Consider the following 15,877-nt stretch of genomic DNA (forward strand, 5'->3'; position numbering starts at 1 on the left):
CACGGGCTAAATGAGCATCGTAAGTTACGGTTTATTAAAGACTTTTTAGGCTCAAAGTCACTCAAATAGCATGAATTATGTCCATTAGCGACTACCTTCTACTTTTTAGCATGAATTTTGTCCATTACACCTAAACCCATAGGTTGCAAAGCAATTTATGGGTTTTTTATGCGTCTTTTTATGCGTCTTGAAATTGTTCGCTAACATAAAACTATAGTCAGCGAAAAGTAATATCGGGTGTAATGGACATTATGTACTGCTGGTATCAATTTTTTTTGCTCGCTGTGCCCTTGCAGACAGAGGCTGCAAAAAATTTGCACTCGCAGTAGCGTAGCGTTTTTGGAGTATTTTGACTATACATAACTAGATATTTATAAAAAGGGATTTTTTTAACACACACACTGCAAGAGAATGAGTTTATTAACATAAAACTTATCATATACTCACAGGAGGATGTGGCACTATTCGTCAATTATAAGTACGATGAGATGGTTGCTATACATTCAAATATTAATCTACGAGAGTAATGTGATAATAACGATTGAAAGTACTATCCATATACTAAAAATAATAATTTTTAATAGATAATTCTTTAATAACTGATTTTTTGACAAAAAATACAATCTCAAAAAAACTTTAGGAGTCCTACATGTATCAATTAACGAAAATGAGCACGGCAATATCTGTACTTGGTTTATCAACCGTTCTGTTGATGGGTCAAAGTATCGCTGCAACCCACAGCAGCGCAAAGGTTACCAACAAAACTACAGCTAGCAATACTACTGATATAAGTCCAGTTACCAATGGTGTGAGTCAAAAAATTGCCGGCAAAAGCAAAGCAGCGATAACGTTAAATAAGCTTTTACCGACTATTAAATATACCACTGAAAATCTGCCCGTGGAGGCGCAAAAGGTAAATAGTGCTACTTGGACACAAGGTATGAAGAGAAATAGTCATACTACCACTAAGCTGCAAGCTTTATTGAACTGGCAGCAAAACGGTGTTGGCTCTGTAGATGGTTATTGGGGAAAGAATTCTCGTAAAGCCATGCAGGCTTTTCAGATGGCAAATGGGTTGGCAGTGACTGATACTTTAAATACTGAAACATGGCAGGCACTAACCAAGAACGATAAGCTTATGGCGCAGCCAGTATTGGTCAGTTATGAGCTCAGTGATGCTGATATCAATATAAAAACCACGACGATTCCGGAAAGTGCAGAAGCCAAAGCCAAGCTTGAGGGCATGTACTACGAAAGCGTGATTGAAGGCTTAGCAGAAAAATTTCATATCAGCGAAAATTATCTTAAGGCGCTCAATCCGAATGCTAAATTTGCAGTGGGCGAAACCATCATTGTCTATAATCCGGGCAATCCTAACACCAAGCCTGTCAGTCGAGTGGTTGCTGACAAAACTACCGAAACATTATATGCGTATGATGATAAAGGTATCTTGGTTGCCAGCTATCCAACCACAGTAGGTAGTACTACTACGCCATCGCCAACAGGCACGCATACGGTCGCAGTAAAGGTACACGAACCCAACTATACTTATACAGCAGATAATGGCAGCAAGTCTATCCTTCCACCCGGTCCTAATAACCCTGTGGGGTCAGTATGGATTGGACTCAGTAAGCCGTCATATGGAATTCATGGTTCACCCGATCCTGCTCGTATCAGTCGTCAGGCATCGGCAGGTTGTATACGGTTGACCAATTGGGATGCGCTTGCGTTACTTGGCGTGATACAAAATGGCGCGACGGTTGAGTTCAGATAATGCATCATGATTTACAAGTCGTTATTTGAAAAATGATTAAATCCGAAAATGCAGACAAAAAAATACCGCTGATATTTAGCGGTATTTTTTATGGTAGAAGCAATAAACCAATATCAACTTACTAAAATATGATAGGCAATAATAAGTAGGTTAGCAGTATCATTATTATTATCAGTTAAACCACTCAAGCACTATAGCTATGCTCTTATAACTATTTTAGTAGATAATAATTTAGTTTTTACCACGGTAAGTAATGCGACCTTTAGATAAGTCATAAGGGGTCATTTCAACCTTAACTTTATCACCAGTCAGAATTCGGATGTAATGCTTACGCATCTTACCTGAGATGTGCGCAATGATTTCGTGTCCGTTTTCTAAACGAACTTTAAACAAAGTATTTGGAAGGGTGTCAATGACTTCGCCTTCAAATTCAATAATCTCGTCTTTTGCCATAATTCGTATCATCAATCAATTTAAAATAAGCCCATATTATACGTAAGTTAGCAGATTAAAGCAATACGGAACCTGATTTTTACTTGACAGCCTGTAAGTGATATGTATGCCAGATTATATTAATCTAGTCAGGAAGGTTGAGCCAAATAGGAGTGAGTGGCGCACTTGGTAATAAGCTTTGAAAGTGCTCAGGATAATAGGCATTAATAAAATACAAGCCATCACCTGAAGCAGTCGGCGGCGCTATTGTTCGATCTTTTTTAGCCAAAATATTTAAGAAGTCAGCCGGTTCTAACTCGTGTCTGCCAATTGCATATAGGGTTCCCATAAGATTTCGAACCATATGGTGTAAAAATCCATCAGCTTGAATATCGAAGACGATAAACTGACCTTGAGTAAAAAGATTGGCATGGCTAATATGCCGTACAGGTTGATTGGATTGACAAGCGGCAGCACGGTAGCTACTAAAATCGTGCGTACCTACGATATCAGCAGCAGCGAGCTGCATCGCTTTTAGGTCAAGCGGCTCATAGATATGGGTCACTTGATGATTGAGGATGGCAGGACGCTGCGTTTGGTTCAGAGTGATATAACGATAACGACGAGCGATGGCGGCAAAACGGGCATGAAATTCTGCCGGCATCGGCTGAACCCAGCGCAAGGCTATATCGTCAGGCAATAGGCTATTGACACCGCGCAGCCAGTTGTGTGTGGGTCGATAGGCATGAGTGACAAAATGGGCAATCATATTGCTGGCATGAACACTTGAGTCTGTGCGCCCTGCGGCAATCACCTCTACTGTCTCATTGGCGACAGTACTAATAGCGGCTTCTACCGCTTCTTGTACGCCAAGTACCTCTCTTTGGCGTTGCCAGCCATGATAGTGGGTGCCCAAAAATTCAATAGCAATGGCTAAGGTATAGGTCAGGCGTTTTGCCTCGTTGTTTTCGGTCATGGATATGGTCATTATTGGCTTTATACAAGAGTGATGGGTATTCATTTAGCGTTTTTTGATGCTTGTGCCAGTTTGCTGAACATTGTTTAACCAGCGTTGTCGACGCCGTGCTGGGCTGTCGTGGCGCACCAGTAACCATAGCAAGCGTGCATAAATAGCTGGAATGGTTAAGCGCCCACCTGCTATCACTTGATAGTCGTATTGCCAACTGCCTGCAGCGTAGGTATCGCTAACACCACCAAACGGTGATTGGCTCGCACACACTACCATGTGGCCTTTTTCATAAGCCAGTTGCAAGGCTTCTGCTAACTCTACTGAATAAGGGACATTACCAGCACCATAGCCTAATAAAATAATGCCACAAGGCGGCTGTAATAATAAGGCACGCAGCTGTTGGTTTAATACGTCGGTCGTATTGGGCATACAGTACAATGCATGAACACAAGCGTGTTCGGCGCGAACTGCAATATCAGTGCTGATCTCTTGTTGGTCATCAAGCCAATGCTGACGGCGAGTATCTGGCAAAGTTTTGACATAACTATTGGCAGGATAAGCCGCTCTAGAGTGACCGGTAAATGCCATAAAGTCATGGCTATGTATTTTTTGTACCGTTTGCGCGGGCCATGATTCGCCGCCGAAGCCAATCTTTACGCCAGATTCACCGGCACCTGCCAGTTTTAAAGAGTCAGTAAGGTTGTTCCAAGCATCGCTTAGGGCATCTACTTTGTAAGAGTACAGCTCCTCGCTATCTAATAGGGGATGCATGCTACCGGTCACAACAACACAAATATCGCTACCTGCAAAGGCTTCTGCTAAGAACGCTCCCAAGTAACTTAGCGTATCAGTGCCCGTGATTAATACAAAACGTCTACTGCCTTGTTGATAAGCGGACAGTAGCAGCTGATAAAAATGAACAAAATCGCTAGGTGTAAACTGACTGCTGTCTTTAATCAAAGTATTGTTAAGCCAAGCGATGGGCGATAAAGTAAACGCATTATCCAGTTCAGCCAGTAGTTGCTGCAAAGTTGGCAAAAACACCTCTGCTGATAGTGGCGCTAATGGACGACCATAACTGCCAAAAGTGCCACCAGCATAAATAAGTTGAATGGGTGCAGGGCGTGTATTTGTCATAGGCGAAAAGTACTGTATTGATTTTAAAGTGAATAGACGATAGAGCAGAATGATTGAAAGAAGCGCTGTTTCTAGAGAAGTGATAGAGAAATAAAAATAAAAATTACCATAAATTCAGCGAGTACTCTAAACGGGTAGAATACTCGCTGTCGTACCAGTCATTTTAGGCAGTGCGATCAAGCAATAATTGTGCTTGCTGCTGCTGTTCACTATTGCCTTTAGCAATGACTTCATTTAGTAGGCGTTTGGCACTATCGTATTCGCCAAGTTGCACATACTGACCTGCTAAATCCAGCGTCACTTGATTGCTGTCTAAAGATTTGACAAAATCAAAATCTGCTGCGAACCGTGATGAAAAATCTTCGGCACTGTCAGTATCAGCTGCAATATCAATAGCATCGTCGATATGAATATTGGCATATTCGCTATCAATTTCAACTGGCGTGCTCGCCGTTGTAGACTCTGATAAAGAATCAAAGTCGAAATCATCGTCTATTACCGTATCATCATCGAACATCATGGTAGTAGGGGCAATGCTAGAAGCTTCAGAATCGTTTTTTACAATATCTGTCTCTTCAACGCTTATATTTTCAATATTTGCGTCTTCGATACTGATGTCTTCGAAACTAAAATCATCAAAATTATCTTCGACAATAGAATGCTGAATAGCTGTATTATTTTGTGTTTCATCTAAAATATCGACATTGTCTAAAGATAGTGTCAGACGGTCATCATCTAAATAAGGGGTCTCTGTTGTGACAGGCGCATTACTGATAACGTTATTGGTATTGGCATCACCGTCTAAATCTAAGACAAATTCATCTTCTAATGATAGCTCATTTAAGCCACTGTTAACGCTATCATGAGTGGCGCTGTTGACGGGAGATTCTGTAGAGGTAAGACTTTGCTCAGACAACTCAAAATCAAAATCAAAATCGCTATCACTGTCACTGTCACTATCATTGTCAGTACTATGACTATTATTATCGGTGTCTATGACCATAGTGGTGGGTGTTAAGATATTTTCGTCTACTAAGTCAAGCTTGGTAACAGGTGCCGAGTTAGCATCAGTAGTAGGGACAGGTTCATTATTGCTGTCTTCTAAATCACTCAGACTAAGATCGAACGCTTGCTCAATATCATCGAAATTATCGTCATCAAAAGCATTGTCATCAAGACCATTGTCATCAAAAGCCTTGGAAGCCGTTACTGTTTCATCAGTAGCTTTCGATGAGTCGTTTTTATACTCAATATTTTGAGCTGCATCAGTATCAAGGACGGCACTGTTGCTGCTCGCTTTATTGATTGGTAGATTAAAATCTAAACTTTCAAATCCATTATCTTCGCTCTTGTCTGCTAACATAGTTTGTTTAGCGACTTGGGTTTGTTCTTCAGTCAGCAAAGCTTTTAACTGATCGGCTTGTGCAATACTTTTTTTATCATTATTTGCTTTGATAGCATCATAAACTTTATTAAAATTTTCAGACTCATCTATCGTGGCATATACCGCAAGTAGCTTGAGAGATAATTGGCTATCATTTGGTTTTTCGCTGAGACCACGATTGAGGGTTTCAATGGCTTTGTCATAGCGCTGTTGGTCCATAAAACGCTGAGCAATCTCAATATGATCAAACTTTTTATCGTTGTTAGTAGCGGTTTGAGTAGGCGTGCTTTTAGAAGCAGCATGCTTCGATAAGGGCTCAATTTTGCCAGTATTTGTACTCAGCGGCTTTGATGGCTTTTGCGCTTTATTTTTGCGCATTACCAAGACTGCGACGAGTAAAATGACCACCAATCCGGCGATGATATATAGCATATTGTCCATAGTTACTCCCACGCCTACGATCAGAGCTGCTTGCCTTGATCCGTTAGGCAATTATTGATTGCGTAATTTTTTGAGACGAGCTTGCAGCTCAGCCAGTTTTTGGTTTTGTAATTGTAATTTGCGAGTATAGTTATCAAGGATACCACTGGTTTTTGATAACTGCTGAGCTTGTGATGCGGTACTTTGTCTTGATGATTTAAGCATGCTTAATACATCGCTGCTAAGTCCGTTACCCGTTGCCATGCCTGTTTTGGTTTTAGTGCCATCTGCACTGCCTTCATGACCGGGAGCAAGGACAGAAAACTGTGCCTTTGGCAAAATTTGTGTCTTGGTGGTCGCCAGTTTTTCAGTATGGTCGGCTGCTTGCACGGTATCGGATTTGGATACGGGTTTTGGTGCAATTGGTTTTTTTGCGACAGGGGTATTGGCCGCTCTATATGGTTTTTGAGCACTAATGGCAGCTTCAAGCTTTTGCTGTGGTGGTAGCGCATCATAATTAGGCAAACTTAACTGCGCATCTGCTTTTAATTGATTGGCGTTTTTATTGATAAAGGCATCAGGATTTTGCGTCTGAATTTCTTTCATGACGGTTTGAACGTCGATATTGTTTTTCTCTGCGATTTGCTGCGCAATAACCCATAAGTTGTCGTTACGCTGCACAGTATAATTAATCTCGCTGCTAGCTGACTTATCCGATGTTGCCAACACTTGGCTTGACGTGTTTTTTGCTGCGACAGTCGCCTTTGGCGTTACTGCTTGCTGCAAGGCATTCGAGTTAGGTTGCATACTATTGAGAAGGGTTGTAGCGACGATACTATTGATACTATTGCCATTATTTGGGACAACGGCTTTATTGTTGCTGGTTAAAGCCACTTCATACGGTATTGGATTTTTGGGCGCCATAGGAATAGCGACCATCATGTCCGTATCACTTTTACTCTTCGGCTGTATCTGACGAGTAATTTGTATGTTTAGGATATCGAACTGTTTATCCGTTTCGCTAGTAGCATAAGGCTTGCTATTTGATGAGGCGGTTAGACCTACATCATTATCCTTATTTGTGCCCGCCATGACACTATTGTTTTTCCTATCAATAGGATTATTTAATCGACCGTTTTTTAAGCGGCTAGGCGCGTAGGTTGTGATATTGCTTTGTGTCGTGGTTGCAACTGCTGTCGGTAAGCCAGACGATATAGTCGTTGCTTGAGCGCTAGGTATTTGTGAGCTTGACGCTTGGATACTTGGCGTTTGAATAACAGGCACTCGTATATTAGGCGATTGAACAGTGCGCTCAGCTGACGTCGCCTTCAATGTAGATTTCGATGAATCAGATGATAATAGAGGTGGCGGTGCACCTTTTCTCACTGTCAATGGCTGCGCGTTAGTTGTAGAAACCACGGGTAAGTTAGGCTTCTTTGCGCCAGTTACGATATTTTTAGAAGTAGCAATCGGTAAGCTGTCATTAAGCGGCATCAATAATGTCTTTGGAATAACATTGCGCTGATTGCCATCATTAATCGCTAAAACCACATCAGCAAAGGGTTTGGACATAGGTTTGGTGGTGGTAATAAAAACTTGACCACTCGTGGCCGAAGTCGGGTGGAAGCGTACGATCATAGAATCAGTTGGGGTCAGACCCATTTGCTGATAAATAGCGGCATTTGCCAAACTGGCTGAAAAGTCCGTGTTTTCAATATCAGTGACCATAATACTGGCAACTAGAGGTTCGTGCTGAGCTGAAATAACAACCGTCTTGCCAATGGTCGCTGCTTGGGCGCTAGGTACTAGGGCTACACAACCTATTGAATACAGCAATGCCATCGATACTGCGCGATGTATGCTAGTCAAGCGATAAGATAGATGACAAGACATATGCAGCCCTTTGCAGTAAAAGTTGTCTGTGTTGTTATAACAAAATACTGTTTAGTTTACCAGTTTATTTCATTGCTGTTGTGACCAATAGTTTAATTGTATGCTTAATATTTACACATATAGTCAGTGAAAAGTAATATCGACACATTATGTACTGCTGATATCAATTTTCCTTGCTTGCTGTGCCTACGCAGACAGAGGCTGCAAAAAATTTGTACCAGCAGTACCGTAGCGTTTTTAGAGTATTTTGACTATATCAGCCAATTTGTTTGTCAAGCAACATGGCATCGCCATAACTAAAAAATCGATACTGCGATTTGATGGCATGTTGATAAGCCTGTTCGATAGATTTTTTCGTGGCAAAGGCTGATACCAGCATCAGCAAAGTAGACTTTGGTAAGTGAAAATTGGTTAGTAGTTTATCCACGACGCCAAACGTAAAGCCTGGATATATAAAAATATCCGTATCACCTGACCAGCCAGAGAGTAGCTGTCCATCGACTGCTGTTTTTTGATAGGCCGTTTCAAGGACACGTGTGACAGTAGTCCCGATAGCGATGACTTGCTTGCCATTGGCATGGGTCTGATTGATAAGGTCGGCAGTGGCTTGAGGCAGGTGTGCATATTCGCTATGCATCGTATGATGCAGCAGATTGTCTGTCTTTACCGGAGCAAAAGTACCTGCGCCGACATTCAGCGTAACAAACGCGGTTTGAATACCTTTTGCCGCCAGCTTTTCTAATACAATATCGTCAAAATGCAGACTTGCTGTCGGGGCAGCGACGCTGGCAAGCTTGGCAGGGTCATGAAAAACAGTCTGGTAACGGGTATTGTCGGTGGCGTCCGCATGACGCTCAAAATAGGGTGGAATAGGCAGCTCACCATAACGCTCTAAGTCAGGTAGAATGGGCATATCAAAAGCCAAGATAAATAAGTTCTCTTGGCGCCCAATCATGACACCAGTCATGTGACCATCAGCCAGTACAAGACCTTGTCCAAGCTTTAACGCTTTACTGGCTTTGACATGGCAAAGAGCGATATGCTTTTCTGCCACAATCGTCATGTCTATGATGTCAGAAGTTGACGTTATTGGGTCTAAATCCGCGCTATTTAAATCTGATAGAGAGACCAAACGCTCTATTAATACCTCAATTTTTCCACCAGTATCTTTTTGACCAAATAAGCGCGCCTTCATCACCTTAGTGTCATTAAAAACAATCAAATCGCCTGTATTGAGTAATTCAGGCAATTCAGAGAACAGTTTGTCTTCAACTTCAATCTGACTATTAGCATTAGCATTAGCATTAGCATTAGCATTAGCATTAGCATTAGCATTAGCATTAGCATTAGCATTAGCATTAGCATTAGCATTAGGCAAATAGAGTAGCTTCGATGCAGAGCGCTGCGCCAATGGATAACGGGCAATCAGTTGGTCTGGCAGCTCATAATCATAATCATCAACACTTAGATATTCTAAAATATCGTCATTATGACTGGCAGCAATTTTAGAGTTGTTATTTAAGGTTCGAGGTTCAGAATCAGTCATAAAAAAGTCTTTCAATGGAAGAGGATTTTGAGCGCAATTGTAGCAGAAATGAGGATATGAAAGAACATTTTACTAAGCAGTACGTCTTTATACACCTTAAAATATAAATAAAATAGCCTAAGAAAATATTCAAAAAACCTGTCTAGAAAAGCTATCTAAAAAACTGTCTAAAGAACTTACACAAAGAACCCTTCAAATAAATTTAATTGTGGCGTTATTTGCGTGGCAAGTGTCAGTGAAGAGAATGTCACACCAACCAATCGAATAGGGAGGGCACGTGGGATGTCCGAAAACAACTTGTCTAGCCAAAAGTGAGCCGACTCTGCACTATTAAAAGCCGTCGATAAGGTATGCGAGCGCGTGACTTGAGTAAAGTCAGCGTATTTAACTTTTAGAGTAATAGTATAAGCAATGAGCTGTTTTTTGTGCAGCTGATGAAAGGCATCGGCATTTTGCGCATAGATTTGTAGTTTTAGTTGATTATCATCTGTTAAATTGTCTCTAAAGGTGGTCTCAGAGCCAACCGACTTGTGGGTACGCTCAGACTTGACCGCGCGCTCGTCACGCCCGTGAGCGATATCATGATAGAACTGTCCACGCTTACCGAACTCATTGACCAATATGGCAGCTGGTATGCGCCGAAGGTCTGCGCCATGACTGACTCCCATCGCATGCAGGCGTTTTGCCGTTGCCTTACCGATACCGTGGAAGCGTTCAATAGGCAGGGTGCTAATAAAAGCATCGGCATCCGCTGGCGTGATGACTGCTGTGCCATTGGGTTTATTAATATCAGAGGCGATTTTTGCCAGCATCTTATTAAATGAGACACCAGCAGAGGCATTTAAACCCGTTTGTTCTAAAATTTGTGCCCGTAACCAATTTGCCATTAATGTGGCTGAGCCTTGATGAACAGACAACCCAGTAACATCAAGATAGGCTTCATCTAACGATAATGGCTCAACGTGCGGTGTTAGACTGTACATGATATGACGTATCTTACTACTAACTGCACGATAAACATCAAAGCGCGGCGGTACAAATATCACCTCAGGACAGCGCTTTCTGGCTTCATAGCATGACATGGCGGAGCGTACGCCAAACTTACGGACTTCGTAACTGGCAGCAGCAACCACGCCGCGACCATTGGGATCGCCGCCAACAACCAATGGCTTGCCACGCAGATCAGGAAAATCACGCTGTTCTACACTGGCATAAAAAGCATCCATATCAATATGAATGATTTTACGACGCTTAGGTTGGCTGATGGCAGGTGTAGCGTTTATTGTCGTAACATGTGTTGTCATAGAGACTATTTTACCTGATTTTGTGCCTCTACTTTAGTCTCTAATGCTCACTCAAAAAATAAGAAGTAATAGACAGCTCGACCTATGATAATGGCCTGAATAGAACTTTTAATTATTTAAAGCTATAGTCAGTAAAAAGTAATATCGACACATTATGTACTGCTGATATCAATTTTTCTTGCTTGCTGTGCCTACGCAGACAGAGGCTGCAAAAAATTTATACCCGCAGCACCGTAACGTTTTTAGAGTATTTTGACTATATCTAAAAATTTAATATCTATAGGGCGTCATAATCGGTCCTTTAATTGATAATATTCACAAGAAACATTAGGCTATAAAGGTGTCAAATCTGATAAATGCCAACTTATTTAATGATATTTTTTGAATGAACTGGCGGCTCATATTAATATCTTGACCATTCGTCAAAAATATTATAATTGTGTATTACACTTTTGCTTATATAGCGTTACAATAAGACAGCTAGGATACAAAGTGTGTATAAAAAAGAGTCAGAAAGGTGAACCACTATCAAAGACAGGGATAATGTCTGATGGGTACAGGTGAGCAGCAAATGGACTTGCCGTGATTGTCTCAGCCCAGTGATTCACTGATTCAGTGATTCAGTGATTCAGTAATCATCTAGAAGATTATCATCCAGTATATATCCAATAAATAGTAGCTCAAACTATTGCAAAAAAAGTTGAGGAGCTGGGTATGAATAATGAGTTGAGAGGAAGTGATTTAACACGCGCATTGCTTGCACGGGGCGACAAACAAATATGGTGCGCAGTCGATGATGATAGTGACGAACAAGCGATGATGGATCATTGCGGTAACGATTTTACCGCTCATATTGTCGAATTTAAAGATGACTGTTTTTACTGTAGTTGTGGTACAGCTTGGCTGTTCGCCGTACCCATAAAAACAGTTGCTGCAACGCAATCTGATATGAACATTTGAACATACTGTTTTCCATACTTTAAGTTAGATAGTATAAATGGCAATAGCGCCATAAGATTTCCAGAAAAAAGCCTCCTACTCCTAAATGGGAGGCTTTTTTATAGCGTATATTAAGCATTTGGTGCATCAGGCTGTACCATAGGGTCAGCGTCGGCAAAAGCCTTTAATGTGCGGCAATGGGCGTCGATCGCAACGATATTTGGATAAGCCGTTAGATCTACCTTAAAGCGTTCGGCAGAAGAGACTTGTGGAATCAGATAACAATCTGCAAAAGTAGGGCGGTCGCCATAGCAGAATTTACCGCGTGTTTTGTCTTGTGCCAAGCGTTTTTCGAGAGCAGCAAAACCCTCACTCATCCAGCGCTGACACCAAGTCATGACTTTTGCTTCATCTACCGACAGCTCGTTACGCAGATACTGCAAAATGCGTCGGTTATTCAGCGGGTGAATATCACAGCCAATCATAGCGCTCAAAGCCCGTACTTGCATGCGAGCTGCCACGTCTTTAGGCAATAAAGGATGCTTAGGATAGACCTCTTCTAACCACTCCAAAATAGCGGGACTTTGGTACAACCATAAATCATCGACTTGTAAGACAGGCACCAAGCCTTGTGGATTGATAGATTGAAAGGCGGCTTCTAATTGCTCATCTTGTGCCAAATTGACCGTGATATAGTCATAATCTAACTGCTTTAAATTCATCGCGATACGTGTACGGTAAGAGGTGCTACTGCGAAAGTAGCCATAAAGTGTCATCATGAGGCATTCCTTTTATTATGCTGTGTTGTATACGATATAAAGAGTTATAATTACTGAGTCTACCGTTATCTTAGAGAGTCAAAGACAGCTATTATGACATTCAGTCTTTATTTCAATTTTCTAATATTGTATTGATAACGCATTTAGTTAATCACTCACAGAGTAAACCATGCCAGCAGCTGAAAACCTGATAGACACCCTTGCTACGATGAATAAACACCAAGGCGGCGTACAATCACTTGAGATTGGGCTGTCGGTATTGGACGTGCTCATCGATTATAATGAGCCAATGATGCTAAAAGACGTGGCACAAGCCATGCAAATGCATCCAGCAAAATGCCACCGTTATTTGGTCAGTCTTATTCGTAAAAACTATGCTCGCCAGCTGAGTGATGGACGCTATGGACTTGGTGATAGAGTTCATGCAATGGGCGCGCTCGGAGCAATGGGGCAGACAGGATTTAATCAAAACAATATCTTGAATCGTCTGACGCATATTGCCAATGAGATTAAAGATAACTTAAACTGCGGCGTACAAATCGCCAAATGGTTTAATGAAGGTCCTATTATTATTCAATCTGTTGAACCAGACAGCGCTATTAGTATCATTACGCGTATCGGCTCGCGTATGCCGCTGACCACGTCGGCGACAGGTCATTTATTTGCCAGCTATCAGCCAGATGCCATTATCAAACCCTTGGTCATCGCCGAATGGCAGGCGAAGCAAGAGCCAGTGATAACAGAGAAATGGCAGCACTTTAACCAATTGCGAGCGAAAGTTCGTACGCAGGGCTATGCGACCGTTACCGGTGATATGCTGATGGGCATTAATGCGATTACTATTCCCGTTATCATACCGCAGCTTGATAACAATATAAGTCCATCAAACAATGGCAAGCTATCAACCGATAGCTTGCCATTAGAGTATGCGATTACTATCATTGGTACCACAGAGCAGTTGCCTATGAGTGAGCAGCGTAATGTGGTCGAGCAAATATTAGCAATCGCACAGCGTTATCAAATAGTGTAGCTCGTAAAATAGCTAAAACTTATCTTAGCTATTTTATAAATGGTCATTTAAACAACTAAAATACATTACTCACCGGCAGGCGCGACTTCTCGTGCTTCAGCCAGTTCCGCCGCATGTAAAAACTGAGTATGCGCTGGTGCGCGTTTGGTACGTGACCATTCATCAAGCATCTCATACTTCATCTCTTCGGTAATCATAGATACTTTTTCTTCTGAGGTAATATCATCATAAGTAAGTTCCATACGATGTCCATTTGGATCAAAGAAATAGATAGAATGGAAGATACCATGATTGGTTACACCGACCACATCGATGCCGTTTTCTTCTAAGTGCTTTTTAGCCGCTATTAAGGCATCGCGGTCTTTTACCTTCATCGCTAGATGTTGTACCCAATTTGGCGTATTAGGGTCAAAGCCCATTTCAGGCTGATTGGGCACTTCAAAAAATGCCAATACATTGCCATTACCCGCATCTAAAAACACATGCATATAAGGGTCAAAGGCTTTGGTCGAAGGTACATGATCCTCAGCAAATGCCAAGATGAAATCCATATTCAGATATTTTTTATACCATTCGACCGTTTCTTTAGCGTCTTTGCAGCGATAGGCTACATGATGGATTTTTTCAATTTTAAAGGTCATTATCAAACTCCTTTTGATAGGACGTACAATTTGTATCAATCGGTTGGCTGTTAGTAATCATAAATATAGGTCACTAACTACTAACCGCTTAACTCGATTATGTGCACGCATTTTTATAGGCAATCATTGGTTGTATAAATGTTGAAAAATAAATACTATTTATCAAAATCAAAGTTTAGAGCAGGCAGAACCTTACCGCGTACTTCGCCAAAGCCAACACGAATACCATCTTTTTCGCTATAACCTTTCATGATGACCGTGTCACCATCTTCGATGAAGCTACGCGTTTCACCGCCTTTTAGCGTTACTGGTTTGGTGGCATTCCAAGCAATCTCTAACATCGAGCCATAAGAATCTGGCGTTGGCCCTGAAATCGTCCCTGAACCCATCATATCGCCCACTTCTACTTTACAGCCAGTAATAGTATGATGCGTCAGCTGCTGCGCCATTGACCAGTACATATATTTAAAATTGGTTTCGCAAACCACCGTTGCTTCTTCAGCATTTTCTGGCAATAGTTCTACTGATAAATGGATATCGTAGCTGTTATTGCTGTCTTTTTCGTTCAGATAAGCAAGCGGCTTTGGCTCTTGTGTCGGGCATGGCATTTTAAAGGGTGCTAAGGCTTCCATCGTCACAATCCAAGGCGAAACCTCAGAAGCAAAGGTTTTGGCATTAAATGGACCTAACGGCACATATTCCCATTTTTGAATATCACGAGCTGACCAATCGTTCAATAAAACCATACCGAAAATATGATCAATAGCATTATCTACGGCAATCGGTTGACCAATATTATTACCTTTACCAACGACAAACGCTGTTTCAAGCTCAAAATCGAGACGTTTACAAGGCGAGAAAATAGGACGGTCATCAGCATTAGGTTTCAGCTGACCCGATGGACGTATCACTTCCGTGCCACTGACGATGACTGTACTGGCACGTCCGTTATAGCCCACTGGCATTTCAGTCCAGTTAGGCAACAGAGCATTGCTTGGGTCACGGAACATCGTACCGACGTTGGTTGCATGTTCTTTAGAGGAATAAAAATCGGTAAAGCCTGGCACTTGAACCGGCAGATGCATGGTGACATCTGATTGTTGAAATAGGGCTTTTTGCTGCAAATCCGTGTTGTCACGTAACGTATCGCAGTCGCTAGAGAGTAGCGTTTGAATCGTTGTGCGTGCTTTGCTCCAATTGTCTCGACCAGAATCAATAAAGGCATTTAACGTGTTTTGATCGAAATATGAGCCACCATCTAAACTCAATAACCCTTCAGCTTCAAGTACTGATAAGTCTAATACTTGCTCGCCAATAGCTATGCCAGCGCGACGTTTGCCATCAGTGCTGTCACTAAAAATACCATAAGGCAGGTTATGAATAGAGAAGTCAGAATCGGTTGCGATATCGAGGAAAGATGAGAGGTTTTTGTCAATCGTTGACATGAGTGGCTCCTTGCTAAAGCGAATATTAAATTACGTTATAATTAACTACTTACGTATAATGTAATTTATAGCTGGGTCGATTGCAAGTTTTTTTATGTGCCAGTGTTATAAATTGATTGAGTTTTGATTGAGACGAAAGCTATAGTCAGTGAAAAGTAATATCGACATATTATGTACTGCTGG

13 protein-coding genes are annotated in these 15,877 nt (G+C 41.6%); 3 read left to right on the forward strand and 10 right to left on the reverse strand.

Features of this window, described 5'->3' with window-relative positions; translation table 11 throughout:
* Positions 1-649 precede the first annotated feature (649 nt).
* Positions 650-1,774, forward strand: coding sequence for a L,D-transpeptidase family protein (locus JMW90_RS08220; RefSeq protein WP_201563077.1), 1,125 nt, complete (start codon positions 650-652; stop codon positions 1,772-1,774).
* 231 nt (positions 1,775-2,005) lie between these two features.
* On the opposite strand, the gene infA is transcribed toward JMW90_RS08220, so the two are convergent.
* The 7 genes from infA to dinB form a co-directional block, all read right to left on the reverse strand.
* Positions 2,006-2,227, reverse strand: coding sequence for a translation initiation factor IF-1 (gene infA / locus JMW90_RS08225; RefSeq protein WP_010199824.1), 222 nt, complete (start codon positions 2,225-2,227; stop codon positions 2,006-2,008).
* Positions 2,228-2,351: 124 nt separating this feature from the next.
* Positions 2,352-3,182: a tRNA pseudouridine(38-40) synthase TruA gene (gene truA / locus JMW90_RS08230; protein WP_201563079.1), complete on the reverse strand. Its 831-nt coding sequence runs from the start codon at positions 3,180-3,182 to the stop codon at positions 2,352-2,354.
* Positions 3,183-3,227: 45 nt separating this feature from the next.
* A complete protein-coding gene (locus JMW90_RS08235; RefSeq protein ID WP_201563081.1) occupies positions 3,228-4,313 on the reverse strand; it encodes an asparaginase in 1,086 nt (361 codons plus the stop codon).
* A 163-nt stretch (positions 4,314-4,476) separates the two neighbouring features.
* Positions 4,477-6,138: a FimV/HubP family polar landmark protein gene (locus JMW90_RS08240; protein ID WP_201563083.1), complete on the reverse strand. Its 1,662-nt coding sequence runs from the start codon at positions 6,136-6,138 to the stop codon at positions 4,477-4,479.
* Between the two features lie 51 nt (positions 6,139-6,189).
* Complete coding sequence (locus tag JMW90_RS08245; RefSeq protein WP_201563086.1) at positions 6,190-8,010, reverse strand: type IV pilus assembly protein FimV; 1,821 nt, start codon at positions 8,008-8,010, stop codon at positions 6,190-6,192.
* Positions 8,011-8,266: 256 nt separating this feature from the next.
* Positions 8,267-9,556, reverse strand: a complete 1,290-nt coding sequence (gene queA, locus JMW90_RS08250; RefSeq protein ID WP_201563088.1) for a tRNA preQ1(34) S-adenosylmethionine ribosyltransferase-isomerase QueA — start codon at positions 9,554-9,556, stop codon at positions 8,267-8,269.
* A 176-nt stretch (positions 9,557-9,732) separates the two neighbouring features.
* The gene (gene dinB / locus JMW90_RS08255; RefSeq protein ID WP_201563090.1) at positions 9,733-10,860 is read right to left on the reverse strand and encodes a DNA polymerase IV; all 1,128 of its coding nucleotides are present in this window, start codon (positions 10,858-10,860) and stop codon (positions 9,733-9,735) included.
* A gap of 714 nt (positions 10,861-11,574) precedes the next feature.
* On the opposite strand from dinB, the gene JMW90_RS08260 reads away from it, so the two are divergent.
* Positions 11,575-11,820, forward strand: a complete 246-nt coding sequence (locus tag JMW90_RS08260) for a hypothetical protein (RefSeq protein WP_201563092.1) — start codon at positions 11,575-11,577, stop codon at positions 11,818-11,820.
* A gap of 110 nt (positions 11,821-11,930) precedes the next feature.
* Here the strand turns inward: JMW90_RS08260 and maiA are convergent, their stop codons facing one another.
* Positions 11,931-12,578: a maleylacetoacetate isomerase gene (gene maiA, locus JMW90_RS08265; RefSeq protein WP_201563094.1), complete on the reverse strand. Its 648-nt coding sequence runs from the start codon at positions 12,576-12,578 to the stop codon at positions 11,931-11,933.
* A gap of 169 nt (positions 12,579-12,747) precedes the next feature.
* Between maiA and JMW90_RS08270 the strand changes: the two genes are divergently transcribed.
* Positions 12,748-13,608: an IclR family transcriptional regulator gene (locus tag JMW90_RS08270; RefSeq protein WP_201563096.1), complete on the forward strand. Its 861-nt coding sequence runs from the start codon at positions 12,748-12,750 to the stop codon at positions 13,606-13,608.
* 65 nt (positions 13,609-13,673) lie between these two features.
* On the opposite strand, the gene JMW90_RS08275 is transcribed toward JMW90_RS08270, so the two are convergent.
* Complete coding sequence (locus tag JMW90_RS08275; RefSeq protein ID WP_201563098.1) at positions 13,674-14,249, reverse strand: VOC family protein; 576 nt, start codon at positions 14,247-14,249, stop codon at positions 13,674-13,676.
* Positions 14,250-14,404: 155 nt separating this feature from the next.
* Positions 14,405-15,694 (reverse strand): fumarylacetoacetase, encoded by a 1,290-nt coding sequence (gene fahA / locus JMW90_RS08280; RefSeq protein ID WP_201563100.1) that lies wholly within the window; start codon positions 15,692-15,694, stop codon positions 14,405-14,407.
* Between the last annotated feature and the right edge of the window lie 183 nt (positions 15,695-15,877).

The sequence above is a fragment of the Psychrobacter glacincola genome, assembly GCF_904846215.1.
Lineage (GTDB): Bacteria > Pseudomonadota > Gammaproteobacteria > Pseudomonadales > Moraxellaceae > Psychrobacter > Psychrobacter glacincola.

Coding starts and splice junctions, on each gene's coding strand:
- JMW90_RS08220 (WP_201563077.1), top strand. CDS start 650: ATGTATCAATTAACGAAAATGAGCACGGCAATATCTGTACTTGGTTTA.
- infA (WP_010199824.1), bottom strand. CDS start 2,227: ATGGCAAAAGACGAGATTATTGAATTTGAAGGCGAAGTCATTGACACC.
- truA (WP_201563079.1), bottom strand. CDS start 3,182: ATGACCGAAAACAACGAGGCAAAACGCCTGACCTATACCTTAGCCATT.
- JMW90_RS08235 (WP_201563081.1), bottom strand. CDS start 4,313: ATGACAAATACACGCCCTGCACCCATTCAACTTATTTATGCTGGTGGC.
- JMW90_RS08240 (WP_201563083.1), bottom strand. CDS start 6,138: ATGGACAATATGCTATATATCATCGCCGGATTGGTGGTCATTTTACTC.
- JMW90_RS08245 (WP_201563086.1), bottom strand. CDS start 8,010: ATGTCTTGTCATCTATCTTATCGCTTGACTAGCATACATCGCGCAGTA.
- queA (WP_201563088.1), bottom strand. CDS start 9,556: ATGACTGATTCTGAACCTCGAACCTTAAATAACAACTCTAAAATTGCT.
- dinB (WP_201563090.1), bottom strand. CDS start 10,860: ATGACAACACATGTTACGACAATAAACGCTACACCTGCCATCAGCCAA.
- JMW90_RS08260 (WP_201563092.1), top strand. CDS start 11,575: ATGAATAATGAGTTGAGAGGAAGTGATTTAACACGCGCATTGCTTGCA.
- maiA (WP_201563094.1), bottom strand. CDS start 12,578: ATGATGACACTTTATGGCTACTTTCGCAGTAGCACCTCTTACCGTACA.
- JMW90_RS08270 (WP_201563096.1), top strand. CDS start 12,748: ATGCCAGCAGCTGAAAACCTGATAGACACCCTTGCTACGATGAATAAA.
- JMW90_RS08275 (WP_201563098.1), bottom strand. CDS start 14,249: ATGACCTTTAAAATTGAAAAAATCCATCATGTAGCCTATCGCTGCAAA.
- fahA (WP_201563100.1), bottom strand. CDS start 15,694: ATGTCAACGATTGACAAAAACCTCTCATCTTTCCTCGATATCGCAACC.